19 protein-coding genes, 1 tRNA gene and 1 pseudogene are annotated in these 15,744 nt (G+C 47.4%); 17 read left to right on the top strand and 4 right to left on the bottom strand.

Annotated features, from left to right (window positions below; translation table 11 throughout):
* Positions 1–21 precede the first annotated feature (21 nt).
* Positions 22–819 carry an enoyl-CoA hydratase/isomerase family protein gene (locus HZB62_04515; GenBank protein ID MBI5074415.1) on the top strand — a complete coding sequence of 266 codons (798 nt, stop codon included), beginning with the start codon at positions 22–24 and terminating at the stop codon, positions 817–819.
* Between the two features lie 78 nt (positions 820–897).
* Here HZB62_04515 and HZB62_04510 read toward each other — a convergent pair whose 3' ends face one another.
* Positions 898–1,587 carry a class I SAM-dependent methyltransferase gene (locus tag HZB62_04510; GenBank protein ID MBI5074414.1) on the bottom strand — a complete coding sequence of 230 codons (690 nt, stop codon included), beginning with the start codon at positions 1,585–1,587 and terminating at the stop codon, positions 898–900.
* Positions 1,588–1,596: 9 nt separating this feature from the next.
* Complete coding sequence (locus HZB62_04505; GenBank protein MBI5074413.1) at positions 1,597–3,060, bottom strand: menaquinone biosynthesis decarboxylase; 1,464 nt, start codon at positions 3,058–3,060, stop codon at positions 1,597–1,599.
* 219 nt (positions 3,061–3,279) lie between these two features.
* Between HZB62_04505 and HZB62_04500 the strand changes: the two genes are divergently transcribed.
* The 3 genes from HZB62_04500 to HZB62_04490 all read left to right on the top strand — a co-directional run bounded on the left by HZB62_04500 (position 3,280) and on the right by HZB62_04490 (position 4,118).
* A complete protein-coding gene (locus HZB62_04500; GenBank protein ID MBI5074412.1) occupies positions 3,280–3,564 on the top strand; it encodes an integration host factor subunit alpha in 285 nt (94 codons plus the stop codon).
* Entirely contained in the window at positions 3,557–3,955 is a 399-nt protein-coding gene (locus HZB62_04495) for a MerR family transcriptional regulator (protein ID MBI5074411.1), read from the top strand. Before HZB62_04500 ends, HZB62_04495 begins: the two co-directional genes overlap by 8 nt.
* Before the next feature lie 86 nt (positions 3,956–4,041).
* A tRNA-Pro gene (locus HZB62_04490) sits at positions 4,042–4,118 on the top strand.
* Positions 4,119–4,188: 70 nt separating this feature from the next.
* On the opposite strand, the gene HZB62_04485 is transcribed toward HZB62_04490, so the two are convergent.
* Together HZB62_04485 and HZB62_04480 are read right to left on the bottom strand one after the other, a co-directional pair.
* Positions 4,189–5,262 (bottom strand): tyrosine-type recombinase/integrase, encoded by a 1,074-nt coding sequence (locus HZB62_04485; protein ID MBI5074410.1) that lies wholly within the window; start codon positions 5,260–5,262, stop codon positions 4,189–4,191.
* A 465-nt stretch (positions 5,263–5,727) separates the two neighbouring features.
* Positions 5,728–5,955, bottom strand: a complete 228-nt coding sequence (locus HZB62_04480) for a hypothetical protein (protein ID MBI5074409.1) — start codon at positions 5,953–5,955, stop codon at positions 5,728–5,730.
* Between the two features lie 291 nt (positions 5,956–6,246).
* Between HZB62_04480 and HZB62_04475 the strand changes: the two genes are divergently transcribed.
* From HZB62_04475 to HZB62_04415, 13 genes and pseudogenes are all read left to right on the top strand, one after another.
* Positions 6,247–7,512 (top strand): ATP-binding protein, encoded by a 1,266-nt coding sequence (locus HZB62_04475; GenBank protein MBI5074408.1) that lies wholly within the window; start codon positions 6,247–6,249, stop codon positions 7,510–7,512.
* Between the two features lie 152 nt (positions 7,513–7,664).
* Positions 7,665–8,026, top strand: a pseudogene (locus HZB62_04470) (type II toxin-antitoxin system RelE/ParE family toxin).
* Complete coding sequence (locus HZB62_04465) at positions 8,026–8,355, top strand: XRE family transcriptional regulator (protein MBI5074407.1); 330 nt, start codon at positions 8,026–8,028, stop codon at positions 8,353–8,355. The pseudogene HZB62_04470 and the gene HZB62_04465 overlap by 1 nt, the downstream one beginning before the upstream one ends.
* A gap of 87 nt (positions 8,356–8,442) precedes the next feature.
* Positions 8,443–8,760, top strand: a complete 318-nt coding sequence (locus HZB62_04460; protein MBI5074406.1) for a hypothetical protein — start codon at positions 8,443–8,445, stop codon at positions 8,758–8,760.
* Positions 8,761–8,811: 51 nt separating this feature from the next.
* Positions 8,812–9,117: a hypothetical protein gene (locus HZB62_04455; GenBank protein MBI5074405.1), complete on the top strand. Its 306-nt coding sequence runs from the start codon at positions 8,812–8,814 to the stop codon at positions 9,115–9,117.
* Between the two features lie 317 nt (positions 9,118–9,434).
* Positions 9,435–9,635 carry a DUF2934 domain-containing protein gene (locus HZB62_04450; protein ID MBI5074404.1) on the top strand — a complete coding sequence of 67 codons (201 nt, stop codon included), beginning with the start codon at positions 9,435–9,437 and terminating at the stop codon, positions 9,633–9,635.
* A gap of 15 nt (positions 9,636–9,650) precedes the next feature.
* Positions 9,651–10,652 (top strand): glucokinase, encoded by a 1,002-nt coding sequence (locus tag HZB62_04445; protein ID MBI5074403.1) that lies wholly within the window; start codon positions 9,651–9,653, stop codon positions 10,650–10,652.
* Positions 10,645–11,370 (top strand): TVP38/TMEM64 family protein, encoded by a 726-nt coding sequence (locus HZB62_04440; protein ID MBI5074402.1) that lies wholly within the window; start codon positions 10,645–10,647, stop codon positions 11,368–11,370. Before HZB62_04445 ends, HZB62_04440 begins: the two co-directional genes overlap by 8 nt.
* 35 nt (positions 11,371–11,405) lie before the next feature.
* Entirely contained in the window at positions 11,406–11,552 is a 147-nt protein-coding gene (locus HZB62_04435) for a hypothetical protein (GenBank protein ID MBI5074401.1), read from the top strand.
* An 18-nt stretch (positions 11,553–11,570) separates the two neighbouring features.
* Complete coding sequence (locus HZB62_04430; GenBank protein MBI5074400.1) at positions 11,571–11,918, top strand: redoxin domain-containing protein; 348 nt, start codon at positions 11,571–11,573, stop codon at positions 11,916–11,918.
* Positions 11,919–11,958: 40 nt separating this feature from the next.
* Positions 11,959–13,407, top strand: coding sequence for an FAD-dependent oxidoreductase (locus HZB62_04425; protein ID MBI5074399.1), 1,449 nt, complete (start codon positions 11,959–11,961; stop codon positions 13,405–13,407).
* A 41-nt stretch (positions 13,408–13,448) separates the two neighbouring features.
* Positions 13,449–14,915 (top strand): alpha-amylase, encoded by a 1,467-nt coding sequence (locus HZB62_04420; GenBank protein ID MBI5074398.1) that lies wholly within the window; start codon positions 13,449–13,451, stop codon positions 14,913–14,915.
* Positions 14,916–14,927: 12 nt separating this feature from the next.
* A complete protein-coding gene (locus HZB62_04415) occupies positions 14,928–15,737 on the top strand; it encodes an SDR family oxidoreductase (GenBank protein MBI5074397.1) in 810 nt (269 codons plus the stop codon).
* The last annotated feature ends 7 nt before the right edge of the window (positions 15,738–15,744 follow it).

Below are 15,744 nucleotides of genomic sequence, written 5' to 3'. Positions count from 1 at the left end.
TATGTTTTAATTGAGGGTTCCATGACAAAATCCAGGAAAGATAAGAACCCTGTAAGTCTCAGGAAGAACAAGGGTATTGTTTGTCTGACCTTGAACAGACCGGACGTACTCAATACCATCAACAAGGAGATGCTCGAAAGACTCGGGCGTCTCCTTGATTCTTTGAAGGCTGACGACTCGGTCAGAGGACTCCTTATCACGGGTGCGGGAGAAAAGGCCTTTTCTGCAGGAGCCGATATCGGATTCTTCAATTCTGCTGATCCCCTCGAAGTGCGGACTCGCGCTCAGCTTGCGATAGAGACATATTCCCGCATTGAACATCTTGGAAAGCCGGTTATTGCGGCTATCAACGGTTATGCCCTCGGCGGTGGTCTAGAACTTGCCGAGGCATGCACCCTCAGGGTTGCAGTCAATACAGCAAAGCTTGGCCATCCGGAGGTCCGCATCGGTGCTGTTGCAGGGTGGGGCGGGACCACAAGGCTTCCGCGGCTGATCGGCAAGGGCAGGGCAGCAGATCTTCTGCTCACCGGCAGGATGATCTCCGCTGAAGAGGCATTGCGTATGGGCCTGGTTAACAGGGTTGTTGAGCCTGAAGACCTTATAGAAGAATCGGAAGCGCTCCTGCAGGAGATTCTTATGCAGGCACCTCTTGCGGTGAGGATGACCTGGGAGGCAATGCATCGCGGAATGGACCTGTCTCTTGACGAGTCTGCAAAGCTCGGTGCCGACTACTTTGGGCTTGTGGCTGCGACAGATGATTTTAGGGAAGGAACAACGTCTTTTATAAAGAAGAAGAGCCCGGCCTTTAAAGGAAAATAATAAAGTCTGACCTGTTTCGATCGTCTGATTATCATAGGGGCTATCAATATTTCTCTGCGTCAGCAGATAACCGCCAGTTCAATGCTTCCTTATCAAATAGATGCCGTCGCGGATCGTGAGAAATATCTTTTCAGTCCTGGTGTCTGTCTTCACAAGTTCATTGAATGCAGCCATGGCCATGCTGTCGTCATCTTTTGGATCGAAGACCCTGCCGTACCAAAGCGCATTGTCGGCAAGTATCAGACCTCCGGGACGCAGTATGCGCACAGTTTCCTGGTAATAGGCACTATAGTCCTGTTTATCCGCATCAATGAATACCAGATCGGTCTTTGCGTCAGGCAGGGTCTTCAGGGTCGCCAGAGCATCCTCGTTGCGCAGCGAGATCTTCGCTCCGCTCTGACTCCGGTTGAAAAAGCCCTGGGCAATTTTCGCATGGTCCGGATTATGCTCGATCGTTATGATCTCTCCGTCTGCAGGTATGACCTCTGCCATGGCAAGGGCAGAATATCCGGTGAAGGTCCCTATGTCCACAATATGCCTGGCCCCGGACAGTTCGACAATTGTCTGCAGAAAGCGGCCTTCAACCCTTCCGGTGAGCATGCTCGGAAAGGATGTATTGATCAGGGTATAGGTCTCGATCTCTTCAAGCAGGGCTGACAGAGGTGTGGTGTGTTCAGCCGCATACTCTTCGGCCTCTCTGGCAACCATATCCATGAAGGAGTAAACAGGCTTTGATTTTTCCGGTCTGTCTGAAGGCCTGTTATCCATGGCTGCGTATCAGAAGCCGTATTCCTTCCATCGCCTGTCCACGAGTTGTTTGATCTCGTCCGACATCCAGATCTCGTCAGGCCAGTCACGCGTCATACCTTCCTCGCGTGTTTTCCGTGTTGCGTCAATGCCCATCTTCGCGCCATAGCGTGGGAAATTGGCTGCATGGTCAAGGTCGTCCAGCGGGCCTTCCGAGATAACCACATCCCGCCTCCAGTCAACATTGTTCAGAACGCGCCATGCAGTGTACGATAAGTTCTGCACATCCACGTCCTCATCAACAACAATAATGAGTTTTGCAAACATCATCTGGCCTTTGCCCCAGAGGCCGTTGATGATCTTTTTCGCATGCCCCGGATAACTCTTTTTAATCGAGACAAGAACAAAATTATGAAAGACGCCCTCCATCGGCAGATTGATATCCCTGATCTCAGGAGAGTCGAGTCTCATGAGCGGCAGGAATATTCTCTCTGTTGCCTTGCCCATGTAGCAATCCTCCATCGGAGGCTTGCCCACGACCGTGGCCGGATAGATCATATCCTTTCTGTGTGTGATGCAGGTTGCATGGAAGACCGGGTAATTGTCGGCAGATGAATAGAATCCGGTGTGATCGCCGAACGGCCCTTCGATGCGCTGCTCTCCGGGGTCGACATAACCTTCTATGACCAGTTCGCTGTTTGCAGGCACCTCGATGTCTGAAGTGATGCATTTGACCATCTCCACCGGTTCTTGTCTCAGGAACCCCGCAAAGAGCATTTCGTCGATCGACTCAGGCAGAGGGGCGCTTGCAGAATAGATGACCGCTGGGTCGCTTCCCACGGCGATCGCAACCGGCATTCTCTGATGCAGTTTCTTATATTTATCGTAGTGCCTTGCCCCATCCTTATGGATATGCCAGTGCATGCCGGTTGTGGTCTTGTCATAAATATGTATGCGGTACATGCCGCAGTTCGGTCTGCCTGTTTCCGGGTCTTTGGTGAATACCATAGGGAAGGTGATGAATCTGCCTTCGTCAGTCGGCTGTCCGTCACCCGGCCAGGTCTTAAGCACAGGGAATTTCGAAAGATCGGGATCATCCCTTTCGATCACTTCCTGGCAGGGACCATGCTTGACGGTTTTCGGAAGATACTTTGAAAGTTCAAACAGCTTGGGAAGCATTGCAAGTTTTTCCATAAGTGTCTTGGGCGGCGACTGGTTCAGAAGTTCATCGATCCTTTTCCCGACATCATCAAGGTGATCCACTTCAAGTGCCAGGCTCATGCGTTCGAACGAACCGAATATGTTTGTCACGACCGGGTGTGCAGATCCTTTCACGTTTTCAAAGAAGAGAGCCTTGCCGCCGAGGGGTGACTTGCACGCGCGGTCCGTTATCTCGGATATTTCAAGCAACGGGTCAACCTCAGCAGTGACCCTCTGCAGAAGTCCTTTGCTTTCAATATGTTTTATGTAATCTCTCAAGTCTTTATATGCCATTTCAGCCTCCTCGTTTCGAAAATTATAATAGCATATCTATTTAACTGCTGACAGTGTCAGAAGAGTCCAAAAAATGCTTGAATTGATTCGACAAATTGCCTGTAAAAGTTCAATTTCCCTGAGTTATATTGTTAAGGCGCTGAAATTAAACTAAAATCTTCTTGACAATGCTCTATCTCCTTAATATAATTAAGAAAATTCCTTACTGGGAGATGTGTAATGACAAAGGCTGATCTTGTGGATGCGATTTTCGAGAAGGTAGGCTTGTCCAAGAAAGAAGCGCAGGACATTGTCGAAATCCTTTTTGATACCATGAAACAGACTTTCTCAGAGGGAGAGTCTATAAAGATGTCCGGATTCGGCACATTTCATGTGCGCAAGAAGATGTCCAGACGGGGCCGCAACCCCAAGACCGGAGAAGAACTTGAGATCACGCCGAGGAGAGTTATCACATTCAGAGTCAGCAATCAGTTGAAGGAAGAGATAGAGAAGATAGATGCATAAGCACGCAAGTGAGAGGGTAAAACCTCAACAACTGGCAGTCCCTGACAAACTCTTTTATAAGATCGGGGAGGTTAGCAAGATAACCGGTGTTGAATCATATGTGTTACGATATTGGCAGACAGAGTTTCCTTTTCTGAATCCCCGCAAGAACAAGTCGGGTCAACGGGTATATGTGAAAAAGGATCTCGAAGTCGTCCTGATGGTCAAGAAGATGCTCTATCAGGAACGGTACACGATCGAAGGAGTGCGGAAGCGGTTTGAAGACGGTATCCAGAGTCCTGCGGAGATAAAGCCTGCACAGGAAGCAAAGCCGGCAATCATGAAAAACCCTGCCGAAGCCATAGCCTTTTTCAAGAAGCGGCTGAAACAGATCGCTGACAGTATCAAGTAAACCCCGTTAGAGGCCTTCGACCTCCTAACGGGATGGCTCATTATTTCTACTCCGCCGCACGTTGCGGGCTTTCTAACGGGGTAAATCGGGGCGTAGCGCAGCCTGGTAGCGCACTCGCTTGGGGTGTGAGAAGTCGAAGGTTCAAATCCTTTCGCCCCGACCACCCAGAAAGGCCTTTAAAATCAATAAGTTAAGAGATTTTAAGGGCCTTTCTTTTTTTCATCACTCTTTTTTCAATGGCGCGATTTTGGCGCAACTTTGGCGCAATTCATTTCAAGTTTTTCCACTGTGGCCCTCAGATGATCGTCGATACTGTGGGTATATCTTGTTGTAGTTTCCAGACTTCTGTGTCCGGCAAGTTGGCGCACGGCCTCGGCATCAGCTCCTGCCATAAACAGATGAGTGATGAACGTATGCCGCAACATATTTGGTGTCACATTCTTCTCGATTCCTGCGTTCCTGGCTGCAGTCTTCAGAGCTTTTTGTATGCACTTAACCGGTTTTGCGCCGGGCGCGAAGACCCATGGTCCCTTGCGGATTGCATAAAGTTCCGTGACGATCTGCATTGCCTGATCATTAAGGGGAATAACACGTTCGAAGAGATTCTTCGGCTCCCACTTTCCTTTTTTCCCTTGGATCTTCGCAGTCTTACTGTCGAAGGATATGTCGGGCCATGCAAGATACGTGAGTTCTGCCGGACGCATGCCGGTAAGACGCCCGAATATTACACGAAGAAAACTTCTGTGGGCTTTCGGATGCGGTGAGAAGGCTCGGACAAGAGATTCAAATTCTTCTGGAGAGAAGAAGGCATGTTGACGTTTAGGTTCATCAAGCATGGGGAATTTGAGCATAGGGAGAATCATCCCCTCTTCTGTATCCCGTGCGAAATAGACGATTTTTCGAATGAGCGCTAAATGTTTGTTTACGGTGCAGTTTGAAAGACCCGATGATTTCTGCCTGCATTGGAACTGCAGTATCAGGGTATTATTAATACCGCCTGGTATGGGGATGTTCCTCCAGAACTTTTCGAGATGGATGTTGTAGTCACCGTGGTAGAGATCATAGGTGCGCGGTGATAGAGTCTGCTTAACAAGAGCAAGGTAGGCATCGGCATACTCGCCAAAGGTTTTCTCCGGCGGGGTGGCTTCATCTTCAATGCCGAGAAGAGTCTTGCGATACAGGGTCTTAAGTTTTTTCTGTATTGAAAGTGCCTCTCGTCTGGTCTTGACTGGAATGTTTCGATTGATTCTGACTCCTCCGAGAATAATATTGATCTTCCATTTGCCGGCCCGAAGATAAACTGACATGATCCATTACCTCCAATTCGAACATATTCAAATACCAAGGGTATTTTTCACTAATACTACCTTCTCAGAATTCGCTGAATATAAAGGGAGATGAAGTCAGCAGAGCATTCATGTGCAGGGCGAGTGCGCACTTACAGGTTTGTGAGATGCACAGGAGCTGAGATACGGGAATGCCAGCGCACATGCCAGCGACCCCTGATGCGGGCCTTGGACAACTCCCTGCAACTCAAAAAAAGGCTTCGAGCGCCAGCCCTCAGAACGATAACTTTGAAAATAGCTCAATCGGGGGGATGCAATGGCCTACATCCCTGGGGGATGTCGTGAAAATATCGCCGACATTACGACAATATCGCGACATTTGTCGAAGATTATGCTTTGTTGTAAATTCGTCGGGAAAATATATTATTGAATAACAAGAACTTATTCTAAATGACGGGAACTTGAATATGATGCAGAGTATTCAGGTTAAGGACGAGTGCTCGTTTTCCATTGCAATTGATTATCGAACTTATTTTCGAGAATCTGCAGTTCTTTTTCGGTTGAGAATAAAATACCTTTTTGGGAGGCGAGGGCCTTTGCCTCTTCCGTAAACCCGGCCTTGGAAATATACCAGCATTTCTCTGCAAAGGGAGACGCCTTATGGAAAAAGGAATCAATTTCTTTTACACCGGCAGCCTTAGTCTTCCACTTGATCTCGACTGCCTGTCAAGAAGTTTTTTAGAAGCTTGATTGAAATTCGACCGAGATAATGGCAGGACCGGCCTTCCTTGCCTCCAGTAGCATCGGTAATTGAACAAGCCCTCCGTGAAAATGCGGGGTAGTATCACTAAACGCATGAGATGACTCGTTAGGAATCGGAGTTGGAGCAGCGACTGAAGAATGAGATAGATATTAAAGTTGTTAAAAAGACAATATTGATGCAATTTACATTGAATAAGTGTATAAATGCAGCAATAATAGAATAAAAACAGCACGGAGAGTGTCATGTTAATTGATTTCTCAGTTACCAATTTCCGGTCGATTCAAAAGAAACAGACTTTTAGTTTTGCTGCGGCTAAGGGTTCTGAGCTTGCTGAAACCAATACATTCCAATCACCAATTGCAAAGCTACCTAACTTGGTCCGTTCTGCGGTCATGTATGGAGCGAATGCTTCCGGCAAGAGCAATGTCCTTCGTGCTCTTGGGTTAATGCACTTTCTTGTTCTGAATTCGTTCAGCACCCTGTCAGAGGGACAGCCGATTCCTGTCGTACCTTTTATTTTCGACTCTGAGAGTTCAAAAGCCCCGTCAGAATTCGAAATCACCTTTATTGTTGATAGCGTCAGGTATCAATATGGCTTTGCTGCAACTCAACAGCGAATCCATGAGGAATGGCTTGTTGCTTATCCCGAGGGCAAACCTCAGCGCTGGTTTGAGCGCATCTTCGATCCGAAGACCTTTTCTTATGAATGGCAGTTCAGCAGGAGTTTTATTGGTCAAAAAGAAGTCATTAAAACAGCTACGCGGGCCAATGCCCTGTTTCTTTCAACCGCAATCCAGCTTAACAATGACCACTTAAAGCCGGTGTTCAACTGGTTCTCAGGCAAACTCGATGTGATTCTGCCGGGGACAAATATCAGCCTTCAATTCACAATTGATCAGTGTGCATCAGAACCTGGCAAGCAGGGAATTCTTTCGTTTCTTAATGCAGCGGATATGAGCATTGCCAATATCCTGTTTGAGAAAAAAGCATTTGATCCTGCAATGGTCTCCCCGATTTTGATCCCGGAATTTCGCGACAAGGTTATCGCCGACATGTATGGCAAGGAACTTACAGCGGTTAAATTTGTCCACGACTCAGGAGCTGGCGGAGGGGTACTTGACATAAATGAGGAATCGCAGGGCACACAAAAGCTTTTCGCCTTTGCGGGGCCGTGGCTGGATGTTCTTGCACGAGGCAGAGTGCTTGTCATTGACGAACTTGACACAAGCCTGCATCCCCTGCTGGTGCGTCATCTTGTGGGGCTATTCCATAATCCCAAGACCAATCCTCTGAATGCGCAACTGCTGATCAGTACACATGACACAACACTGCTCGATCCGGATATTTACCGACGCGATCAGATTTGGTTTACTGAGAAGGATAAACTTGGCGCCACAACGCTTTATTCCCTGTCTGACTTCAAGCCAAGAAAGAATGAGGCCTTTGAACGAGGGTATCTCAAAGGCCGCTATGGAGCAATTCCTTATATCGGAGAGTTTTCTAACTGATAGGAACGGATAATCTTTTTCATAAGAAGCGTGAGCGACGTGAAAGTGAATACCGGCGCATGCAGAAAATCAGAGCTGCTCATGAGGTGGTGCTGATTCTATGCGGGGGTGAACAATTGACAATACTATTCCTTTGAGGTAATATTCCATATATGGCATGTAATGTCGAATATACAGATGAATTTGAAGAGTGGTGGGACGGTTTGACAGAGGCAGAACAAATAGATATAGCTCCTGTGGTTAATCTATTGGAAGAAAGGGGGCCGTTATTGGGTTTTCCTTATAGCTCTGGCATTGAGGGATCCCAATATGACCACATGAGAGAATTAAGGATTCAGCATAGGGGTGATCCTTATAGAATCCTTTATGCTTCGATCCAAGGCGCACAGCACTTCTTTTGATAGGCGGCAGTAAAGGGGGAGATGACCGTTGGTATGAAAAATATATACCGATTGCAGATAGGCTATATGGTAAACATCTTAATGAACAAGACAACGAAGAGGGAGGACAGTGATGGCAAAACCATTTAAGACTCTGTTAGATAAAATGAGTCCGGAGGCAATAAAGGCTATTGATCAAAAAACCCAGCAGCTGCTGAAAGAACTACCGCTCCAAGAGCTTCGGCAGGCTCGACATCTAAGCCAGATGCAATTGGCAAATGTGTTGCACGTTCAGCAAGGCGCTATTTCCAAACTCGAACGCCGAACAGATATGTACGTGAGCACGCTGCGCAGCTTCATCAAAGCTATGGGCGGTGACCTGAAAATTATTGCACAGTTCCCCGATGGCGAGATTCAGATTAACCAGTTTGAGGAAGTAGGCGAGACCAGCAAGCAATCTTAGACTGTCTTTATTGCGTGGAATTGTCAGGCTATTTACGTGAAGCTTGCTCTTTTCCACCACAAAAAGCATATTATGAGCATGCAAGTGGTGGAAAAAGACAAAGTCATAAGCGGCATGCTTCGTGACGAACTTAACCGTTGCCGGGAGATGTTTGATAATCTTGAGAAGACTGTGTCTGGCCTTCCCAGAGGCTCAATAAACGAGAGGAAAAAACGTTATAAGGAAAAAGAATATTCTTACCATTATCTGAAATATCGCGATGGGGAGAAGATCGTTAGTAAGCACATACCGAATAAGGACGTGCAATACGTACTAAAAAAACTTGAACTGCGAAAGAAATACGAGAAGGAAATTCAGTCCTATCAAAAGAAGATTGCCTATCTCAACAAGATCCTTAAGAAATAGGGAGAGGCCTGAACTATAATCGAAAATGTGGTTATATAACATGAGGTGCACATGATCACACAGAAAGCCATTTCCGATATACTCAAACCGCTTATGTCGACGGGAGTCTATAAAGACGAAAGGCGTGCGCTGAAAGACATCGTTGCTGACTATGTTCAGAGAAAAATCGATGCATATAGTATTGTTATTTTGAAGATGGAGCAAAAGTATGGCAAGGATTTCAAGGCATTATCGAAGGATATCGAGCGCAGAGCGTCAGTTGCCAGAGAGGATGACTGGATGGAGTGGAAAGCTGCGATAACCATGAAAGAGGCCTGGCACCAAGCCTTCAAAAAAATACTTCGCAATGCAACGTAAGTCAGAACTCATCAGTATCAACGCTGTTCTTTAAAGCTTCCTCCTTGTCGAAAACGTAGATCTTCTTTTGATCGATGAAGTCGGGTGACAAGATTTTTATAAGCTCTGTATGCTAATCCCGTCCGCCGAGTAGTGTCTCTACTTTAGTTAATCTTTTTGTGTAAGACCGCTTACTTTTTTCTGCTTCTCCAATCTGCTATGATTTGAATAAGCCAGTCAATATTGGAGTCTTGGTAGGCTGCGTGAGTTCGAAGTGTAAAAACTGGGTGGAGCGTCGAGAATAATTTACGTTCTATACCTTATGCAGGGAGGTGCCAATGGACAAAAGCAATGAATTCTACCAGGAGATAGCAGAGGTCGCCTATGAGATATATGTGAAGAGAGGGTCTCACGGGCAGGATTTTGATGACTGGCTGGAGGCCGAGAAGATTGTTATGGCCAGGCTGTCTGCACAAACATCAGGTAAAAAGATAGCGTCTGCTGCTTCCGGAAAGAAGAAAGCTGGGAAGCAGGCCTGAAATCAAGGTGCCGCTATGACTGATCAGCAGGTCATCAAACGATCAACCATCCTTGCCGCGGATATTGGCGGCACGAACAGTCGTTTTGCATCCTTTTCGTCTGATGATGAAGGGAAGCTTATAATGCTTTCTCAATCCTGGCTGAAGACCGCAAATGCTGATTCATTTGGATCTCTGATAAACAAGCTGATTAGCACTGATTTTCCTCTTAAACCAGCGGATACCGATGTTGTAGGAATCGCAATTGCCGGTCCAATTGAAAACGACACAATAAGCTCCCCGCCGCTAATCCCCTGGCGAATCGATATTTCTGAGATACAGAAGGACTTAGGATTCAAAAAAACCTTTCTTATTAATGACTTTGTTGCCCAGGCATATGCCTGCCTGTCCCCTGTCGGCAAAGTGGCACAAACAGTTCTTCCCGGAAAGGCAGTTCGTGATGCAACCATTGCGGTGATAGGAGCAGGCACAGGATTGGGCAAGGCGCTTTTGGCGCCTGACGGGAGGGGGAATTACCGTGCTTTGCCATCCGAAGGCGCCCATGCAGATTTTCCTTTTGTGACAGAGAGGGAAAACGAGTTTATGAAATTTCTCATGCAGACTGCCGGGATTTCACATGTCACCTACAACCACGTTGTATCAGGCAGCGGACTGAGTGCCGTGCATCGTTTCCTTACCGGGGAACAACTGACGCCACAAGAGGTTGCAAAAGGCTTTGATAATCACCCCGAGACGCTTTCATGGATAAGCCACTTTTACGGCAGGGCGTGCCGCAATTTTGCCCTTGAAACCCTGGCCCTTGGAGGGCTGTTTATTGCCGGAGGCGTTGCTGCAAGAAACCCTATTATAGTAAACCATAAAGCCTTTAAGGACGAGTTTTATATGTCCAATACTATGGGGCATCTCCTCCGAGACATACCTGTCAGGCTGATTACGGATCAGAATAGCGGCCTCTGGGGCGTTGCAGTCAAGGCTGTGATGGACCTACAGGGAAAGGAAGCATATCAGCATGAGTGACAACAAAGAAAATAAGAGAAATCTTCTCCAAAAGTTAGTAATTGGTATCGTCCTGCTGTCAGCCATCGTTGCCTTTAAGATATTCGACCTCGGGCAGTATTTGACACTTTCCTATATAAAGGCGTCGCAGGCGAGGTTTGCCCTTCTCTATGCTGAAAATAGGCTGATGGTCATTCTTGCGTATGGAGCGATATATGTGCTTGCAACTGCTTTATCCCTGCCGGGTGCTGCAGTTTTGACACTTGCCGGAGGAGCTCTCCTTGGTCTCTGGACTGGAACCCTTGCGGTCTCTTTTGCAAGTACGATCGGCGCGACTCTTGCCTGCATTGTCTCCCGATTCATTCTGCGCGACTGGGTACAAACGAAGGTCGGCGATAAGCTGAAAACAGTTAATGATGGAATCGAAAAGGAGGGGGCTTTTTATCTTTTTACACTCAGGTTGATCCCCATATTCCCATTCTGGCTTATAAATCTGGTTATGGGGCTTACAAAGATGCCTCTGCGGAGATTCTTCTGGGTATCACAGTTGGGCATGCTGCCGGGAACCATTGTGTATGTAAATGCCGGGAAGGAACTCTCAAAGATAGATTCTCTCTCCGGAATTCTTTCTCCAGGACTGATTATCTCCTTTGTCTTACTCGGACTCTTTCCACTCATTGTCAGGAAAGGGCTGTCTCTCTATAAAACGAGAAAAGATAGGAAGCATTCCAATGAATAATCGTGTGATTGAAATGATAAGGGAGGCGAAGTGTCATGGCAAGAGAGAACTGTAACATACTGGACACAGGAGATAAATTCCCTGCGCTTGAAATTGAAGCAGTCGGCGGTGGGAAGATTATCCTTCCTGATGATTTTGGAAAAGGGTGGAGTGTAATGCTGTTTTATCGGGGACACTGGTGAACATTCTGTCGTCAGCAGTTGCTTGACTTCGAAAGAAACATAACTGAGTTTAATAAACAGAATATTCAGGTCATTGCCGCTTCTGTGGATGGACTGGAGCAGGCACATGAGACTGTTGCGCGGTATAAACTTTCGTTCAAGGTCGGTTATGGGGTTGATTCAAAAGAGATATCATCCAAAACCGGAGCATTCTATCAAAAGGAAAAAGGTTATATTCACGGAACAGGTTTTGTCGTAAACTCTGAAGGAATTATCGTAAACGGACTTTACAGCACATCGGCAATCGGCCGCCTCATACCAGCAGACTGCCTTGGACTCATAGGCTATTACATGAAGAAGCAGTCAGAAGTCACGAATGTGAAATAATGTCAACTTTTTTGAATTTAAATGAAATCAGGAGGTCCTCATGACGCAATATGATTATGACATAGGTATTCTTGGCGGTGGTTCGGCAGGGCTTACGATTGCCGCGGGAGCTGCACAGTTCGGCGCAAAAACACTGCTCATAGACAAGGAAGATAAACTTGGAGGCGATTGCCTTCATTATGGCTGCGTTCCGAGCAAAACTCTTATCAAGACCGCACATGTATATCATCTTATGAAGAACGCATCTCAGTTCGGACTCCCCCGGCATGAAATAATGCCAGTGGATTTCAGGGATGTCTCAAACCGTATAAGATCGGTTATCGCCACTATTCAGAAACATGATTCCGTTGAGAGATTCTGCGGACTTGGTGCAAAAGTAGAATTCGGCAATGCCGTATTCAAGAATGAATATACGGTCAGTCTGAACGGAAAGGATATAACAGCCAAGAGTTGGGTCATTGCTACTGGTTCATCACCTGCTATTCCGAAGGTGGATGGGCTTGACCAAACGCCATTCATAACAAACAGAGACGTCTTCTATCTCGATAGATTGCCGAAGTCCATGATCGTGCTTGGTGCAGGTCCCATATCAACCGAAATGGCGCAGGCATTCTGCAGGCTTGGTTCTGAAGTCACGGTTATTCAGCGAAGCGGCCAGATCCTCGGCAAAGAAGACAGAGATATGGCTGACGCTGTGATGCAGAATCTTGCCTCTGAAGGGGTGAAATATTACCTCAATGCCGCCATTCTCTCTGTCAAAGACCTTGGCTCTGCGCGCGAGATTACGGTCAAGCTGAAAAGCGGAGCAACAGAGGTCATCAGAGCAGAAGCGATTCTTGTCGCTCTTGGGCGGGAGCCCAATCTGAAGGGGTTGGGACTCGAAAATGCCGGAGTTGAGTATGACGGCAAGGGGCTCAAGCTTGACAGCAGACTGAGAACATCACAGAAACATATCTACGGGGCCGGAGACGTTACCGGAACCTATCAGTTCACACACGCTGCCGGCTATGAGGGAAGTGTTGTGCTGACCAACGCGATACTGCATCTGCCACGCAAGGCTGATTACACCTTTTTCCCCTGGTGCACCTATACCGATCCTGAGCTTGCGAATATAGGGATGAACGAGGCCGCGGCCAAGGAGGCTGGGTTGAACTATGCTGTCTGGACGGAAGAGTTCAAAATGAACGATAGGGGGCTGGCTGAGGGAGAAGGGCTCGGTAGAATAAAACTTGTGCTCGATGGAAAGGAAAAACCGCTTGGTGTCCAGATACTCGGCCTGCACGCGGGGGAGCTGATCGGTGAATGGGTTGCTGCGCTGAACGGAGGAGTGAAACTCTCTGCACTTGCCGGGGCAGTACATCCCTATCCGACGCTTGCTGAGATCAACAAGAGGGTTGTGGGAAATTACTTTGCCGGGAAGATCTTCTCAGACAAGGTTAAGAAGACGCTTAAGTTTTTCTTCAGTCTCAGGGGCAGGGCCTGCGGATAAGCGGGGTCGAGCGGGTAAGAATGCTACAAAATGGCAGTCCGTTGCTCTATGAAATAAATGCTGCTGCCTGGCTTCATGAATTATCCGTACAATATGGAGCCTCGTTAAGTGCTGGAGAGGTCCCTGTCCATGAGTGGGACAAAATCGCATACAGAGGCTTTCATTATGTCTGGTTCATGGGGATCTGGAAGAGGAGTCAGGCCGGGAAGACATATTTCCGGGAGGCAGAGGAATACCGATCTCTCTATAATGCTGTGCTGCCCGGATGGACAGAGAAGGATATCATCGGCTCGCCGTACTCGATTGCTGCATACGAACCTGATCCCTTAATCGGGACCTGGGAAGATATCGACAGAGTACGCGCAGAGCTTCGCAAACGCGGTATTGGGCTTATCCTTGATTTTGTCCCTAACCACACAGGTCCTGATCATCCCTGGGTCATGGATCATCCTGACTATTATATCCAAGGGACTGAAGATGACTTTCGGCGTGCTCCTGCGGCTTTCTTTTCGATTCAGAACGATAACAAGGTGTTCTATATCGCGAGAGGGAGAGATCCCTATTTCGCTCCCTGGCCTGACACTGCCCAATTGAATTATTTCAATACTGAAATGCGCGCTGCGCTGATCAGCGAGCTGAAAAATATAGCTGGACATTGCGATGGCGTAAGATGTGACATGGCTATGCTTATCCTTAATGAAATATTTTCCAAAACCTGGGAGCAGATCGGCCATAACTGGGTTCATAAACCAGATAGAAAGGAATTCTGGACAGAAGTCAGAGACGAACTCCCGGAAACACTTCTGATGGCTGAGGCATACTGGGATAAAGAATGGACGTTGCAGCAACTGGGGTTCGATTATACATATGATAAAAGACTATACGACAGGATAGTCTCTTTCTCTGCACCGGATATTTATCTTCACCTGAAGGCAGATATTTCGTTCCAGAATAAAATGACCCGCTTCATAGAAAATCACGACGAGCCAAGGAGCGCTGATATCTTTGGAGGGGATCGTCTTATGACCGCAACGATTCTTTTTTCAACCTTGCCGGGAATGAAGCTCTATCAACAAGGACAGCTTGAGGGTAAGAAAATCAAACTTCCGGTGCAACTCCGTAGGGTCAAAACTGAGGAACCTGATGAGGATGTTAGGTGCTTTTACGAAAAATTGCTCGCCATCACAAAACAGTCTGTCTTTCATGATGGCGAGTGGCAACTGAAAGAAGTCTTTCCTTTTGCAGATGAGAGCTTTCAGAACCTCATAGCCTTTACGTGGAAATCATCCCTGCAGACCATTCTTGTGGTTGTTAATCTGGGCTGGAACCTCTCACAGGGTAGAATACCTCTAAAGGATGAACTTGCCGAGGAGGGAAATTATCTCCTCATCGATGGACTGAACAATCAGAAATATATGCGTAGCGGTGTGGATATGGCTACTGTCGGATTGCATGTGATACTCGATGGGTACAAGGCCCATATATTTGACCTTATTCCTGAGCAGTAGAAAGGATTAGCCATGAATGATAATAAGTCCCTAAATGGTCAGACCGCACTTGTCACCGGTGCAAGTTCGGGGATCGGAGCGGAGATAGCCGTTGCAATGGGTGCTGCGGGTGCAAATGTGGTGGTAAATTATTCAGCGAGTACCGACGGAGCAAACCGAGTCGTGAAAGAAATAATGGAGGCGGGCGGGAAGGCGATCGCTGTAAAGGCAGACGTGAGTGATGAGGAACAGGTGGTAGCGATGTTTAAAGCTGCCTTTGATGAATACGGCACGATAGATATCCTGGTGAGCAATGCGGGAGTTCAGAAAGATTCAGCTTTTATAGAGATGACACTTGAACAGTGGCAGAAAGTAGTCGGCATCAATCTTACCGGAGCTTTTCTCTGTGCCAGAGAGGCTGTAAAGGAATTCATCCGACGTGGCGTAGTCCCCGAATGTTCTCGATCGGCGGGAAAGATCATCTTTATCAGCTCGGTCCATGAGGTTATTCCCTGGGCAGGGCATGCCAATTATGCCGCTTCAAAGGGCGGCATCATGTTGCTGATGAAGAGCATCGCACAGGAGCTCGGACCTCAGAAAATACGCGTAAACAGTATAGGTCCCGGCGCAATAAAGACAAATATCAACAGAGACGCATGGCAAACACCCGATGCAGAGGCATCACTACTGAAGCTGATCCCTTATAAGAGGGTAGGGGATGCCAAGGACATCGCTTCTGTTGCCGTTTGGCTGGCGTCTGACGAGGCCGATTACATTACCGGGACTACGATATTCGCGGACGGGGGCATGCTGCTGTACCCCGGATTTTCTACGGGAGGATGAAGAAAAT

Source organism: Nitrospirota bacterium (assembly GCA_016214855.1).
Taxonomy (GTDB): Bacteria; Nitrospirota; Thermodesulfovibrionia; order Thermodesulfovibrionales; family UBA6898; genus UBA6898.
Note: the sequence above shows the minus strand (reverse complement) of the source record. Positions and strands in the feature narration are given on the sequence as shown.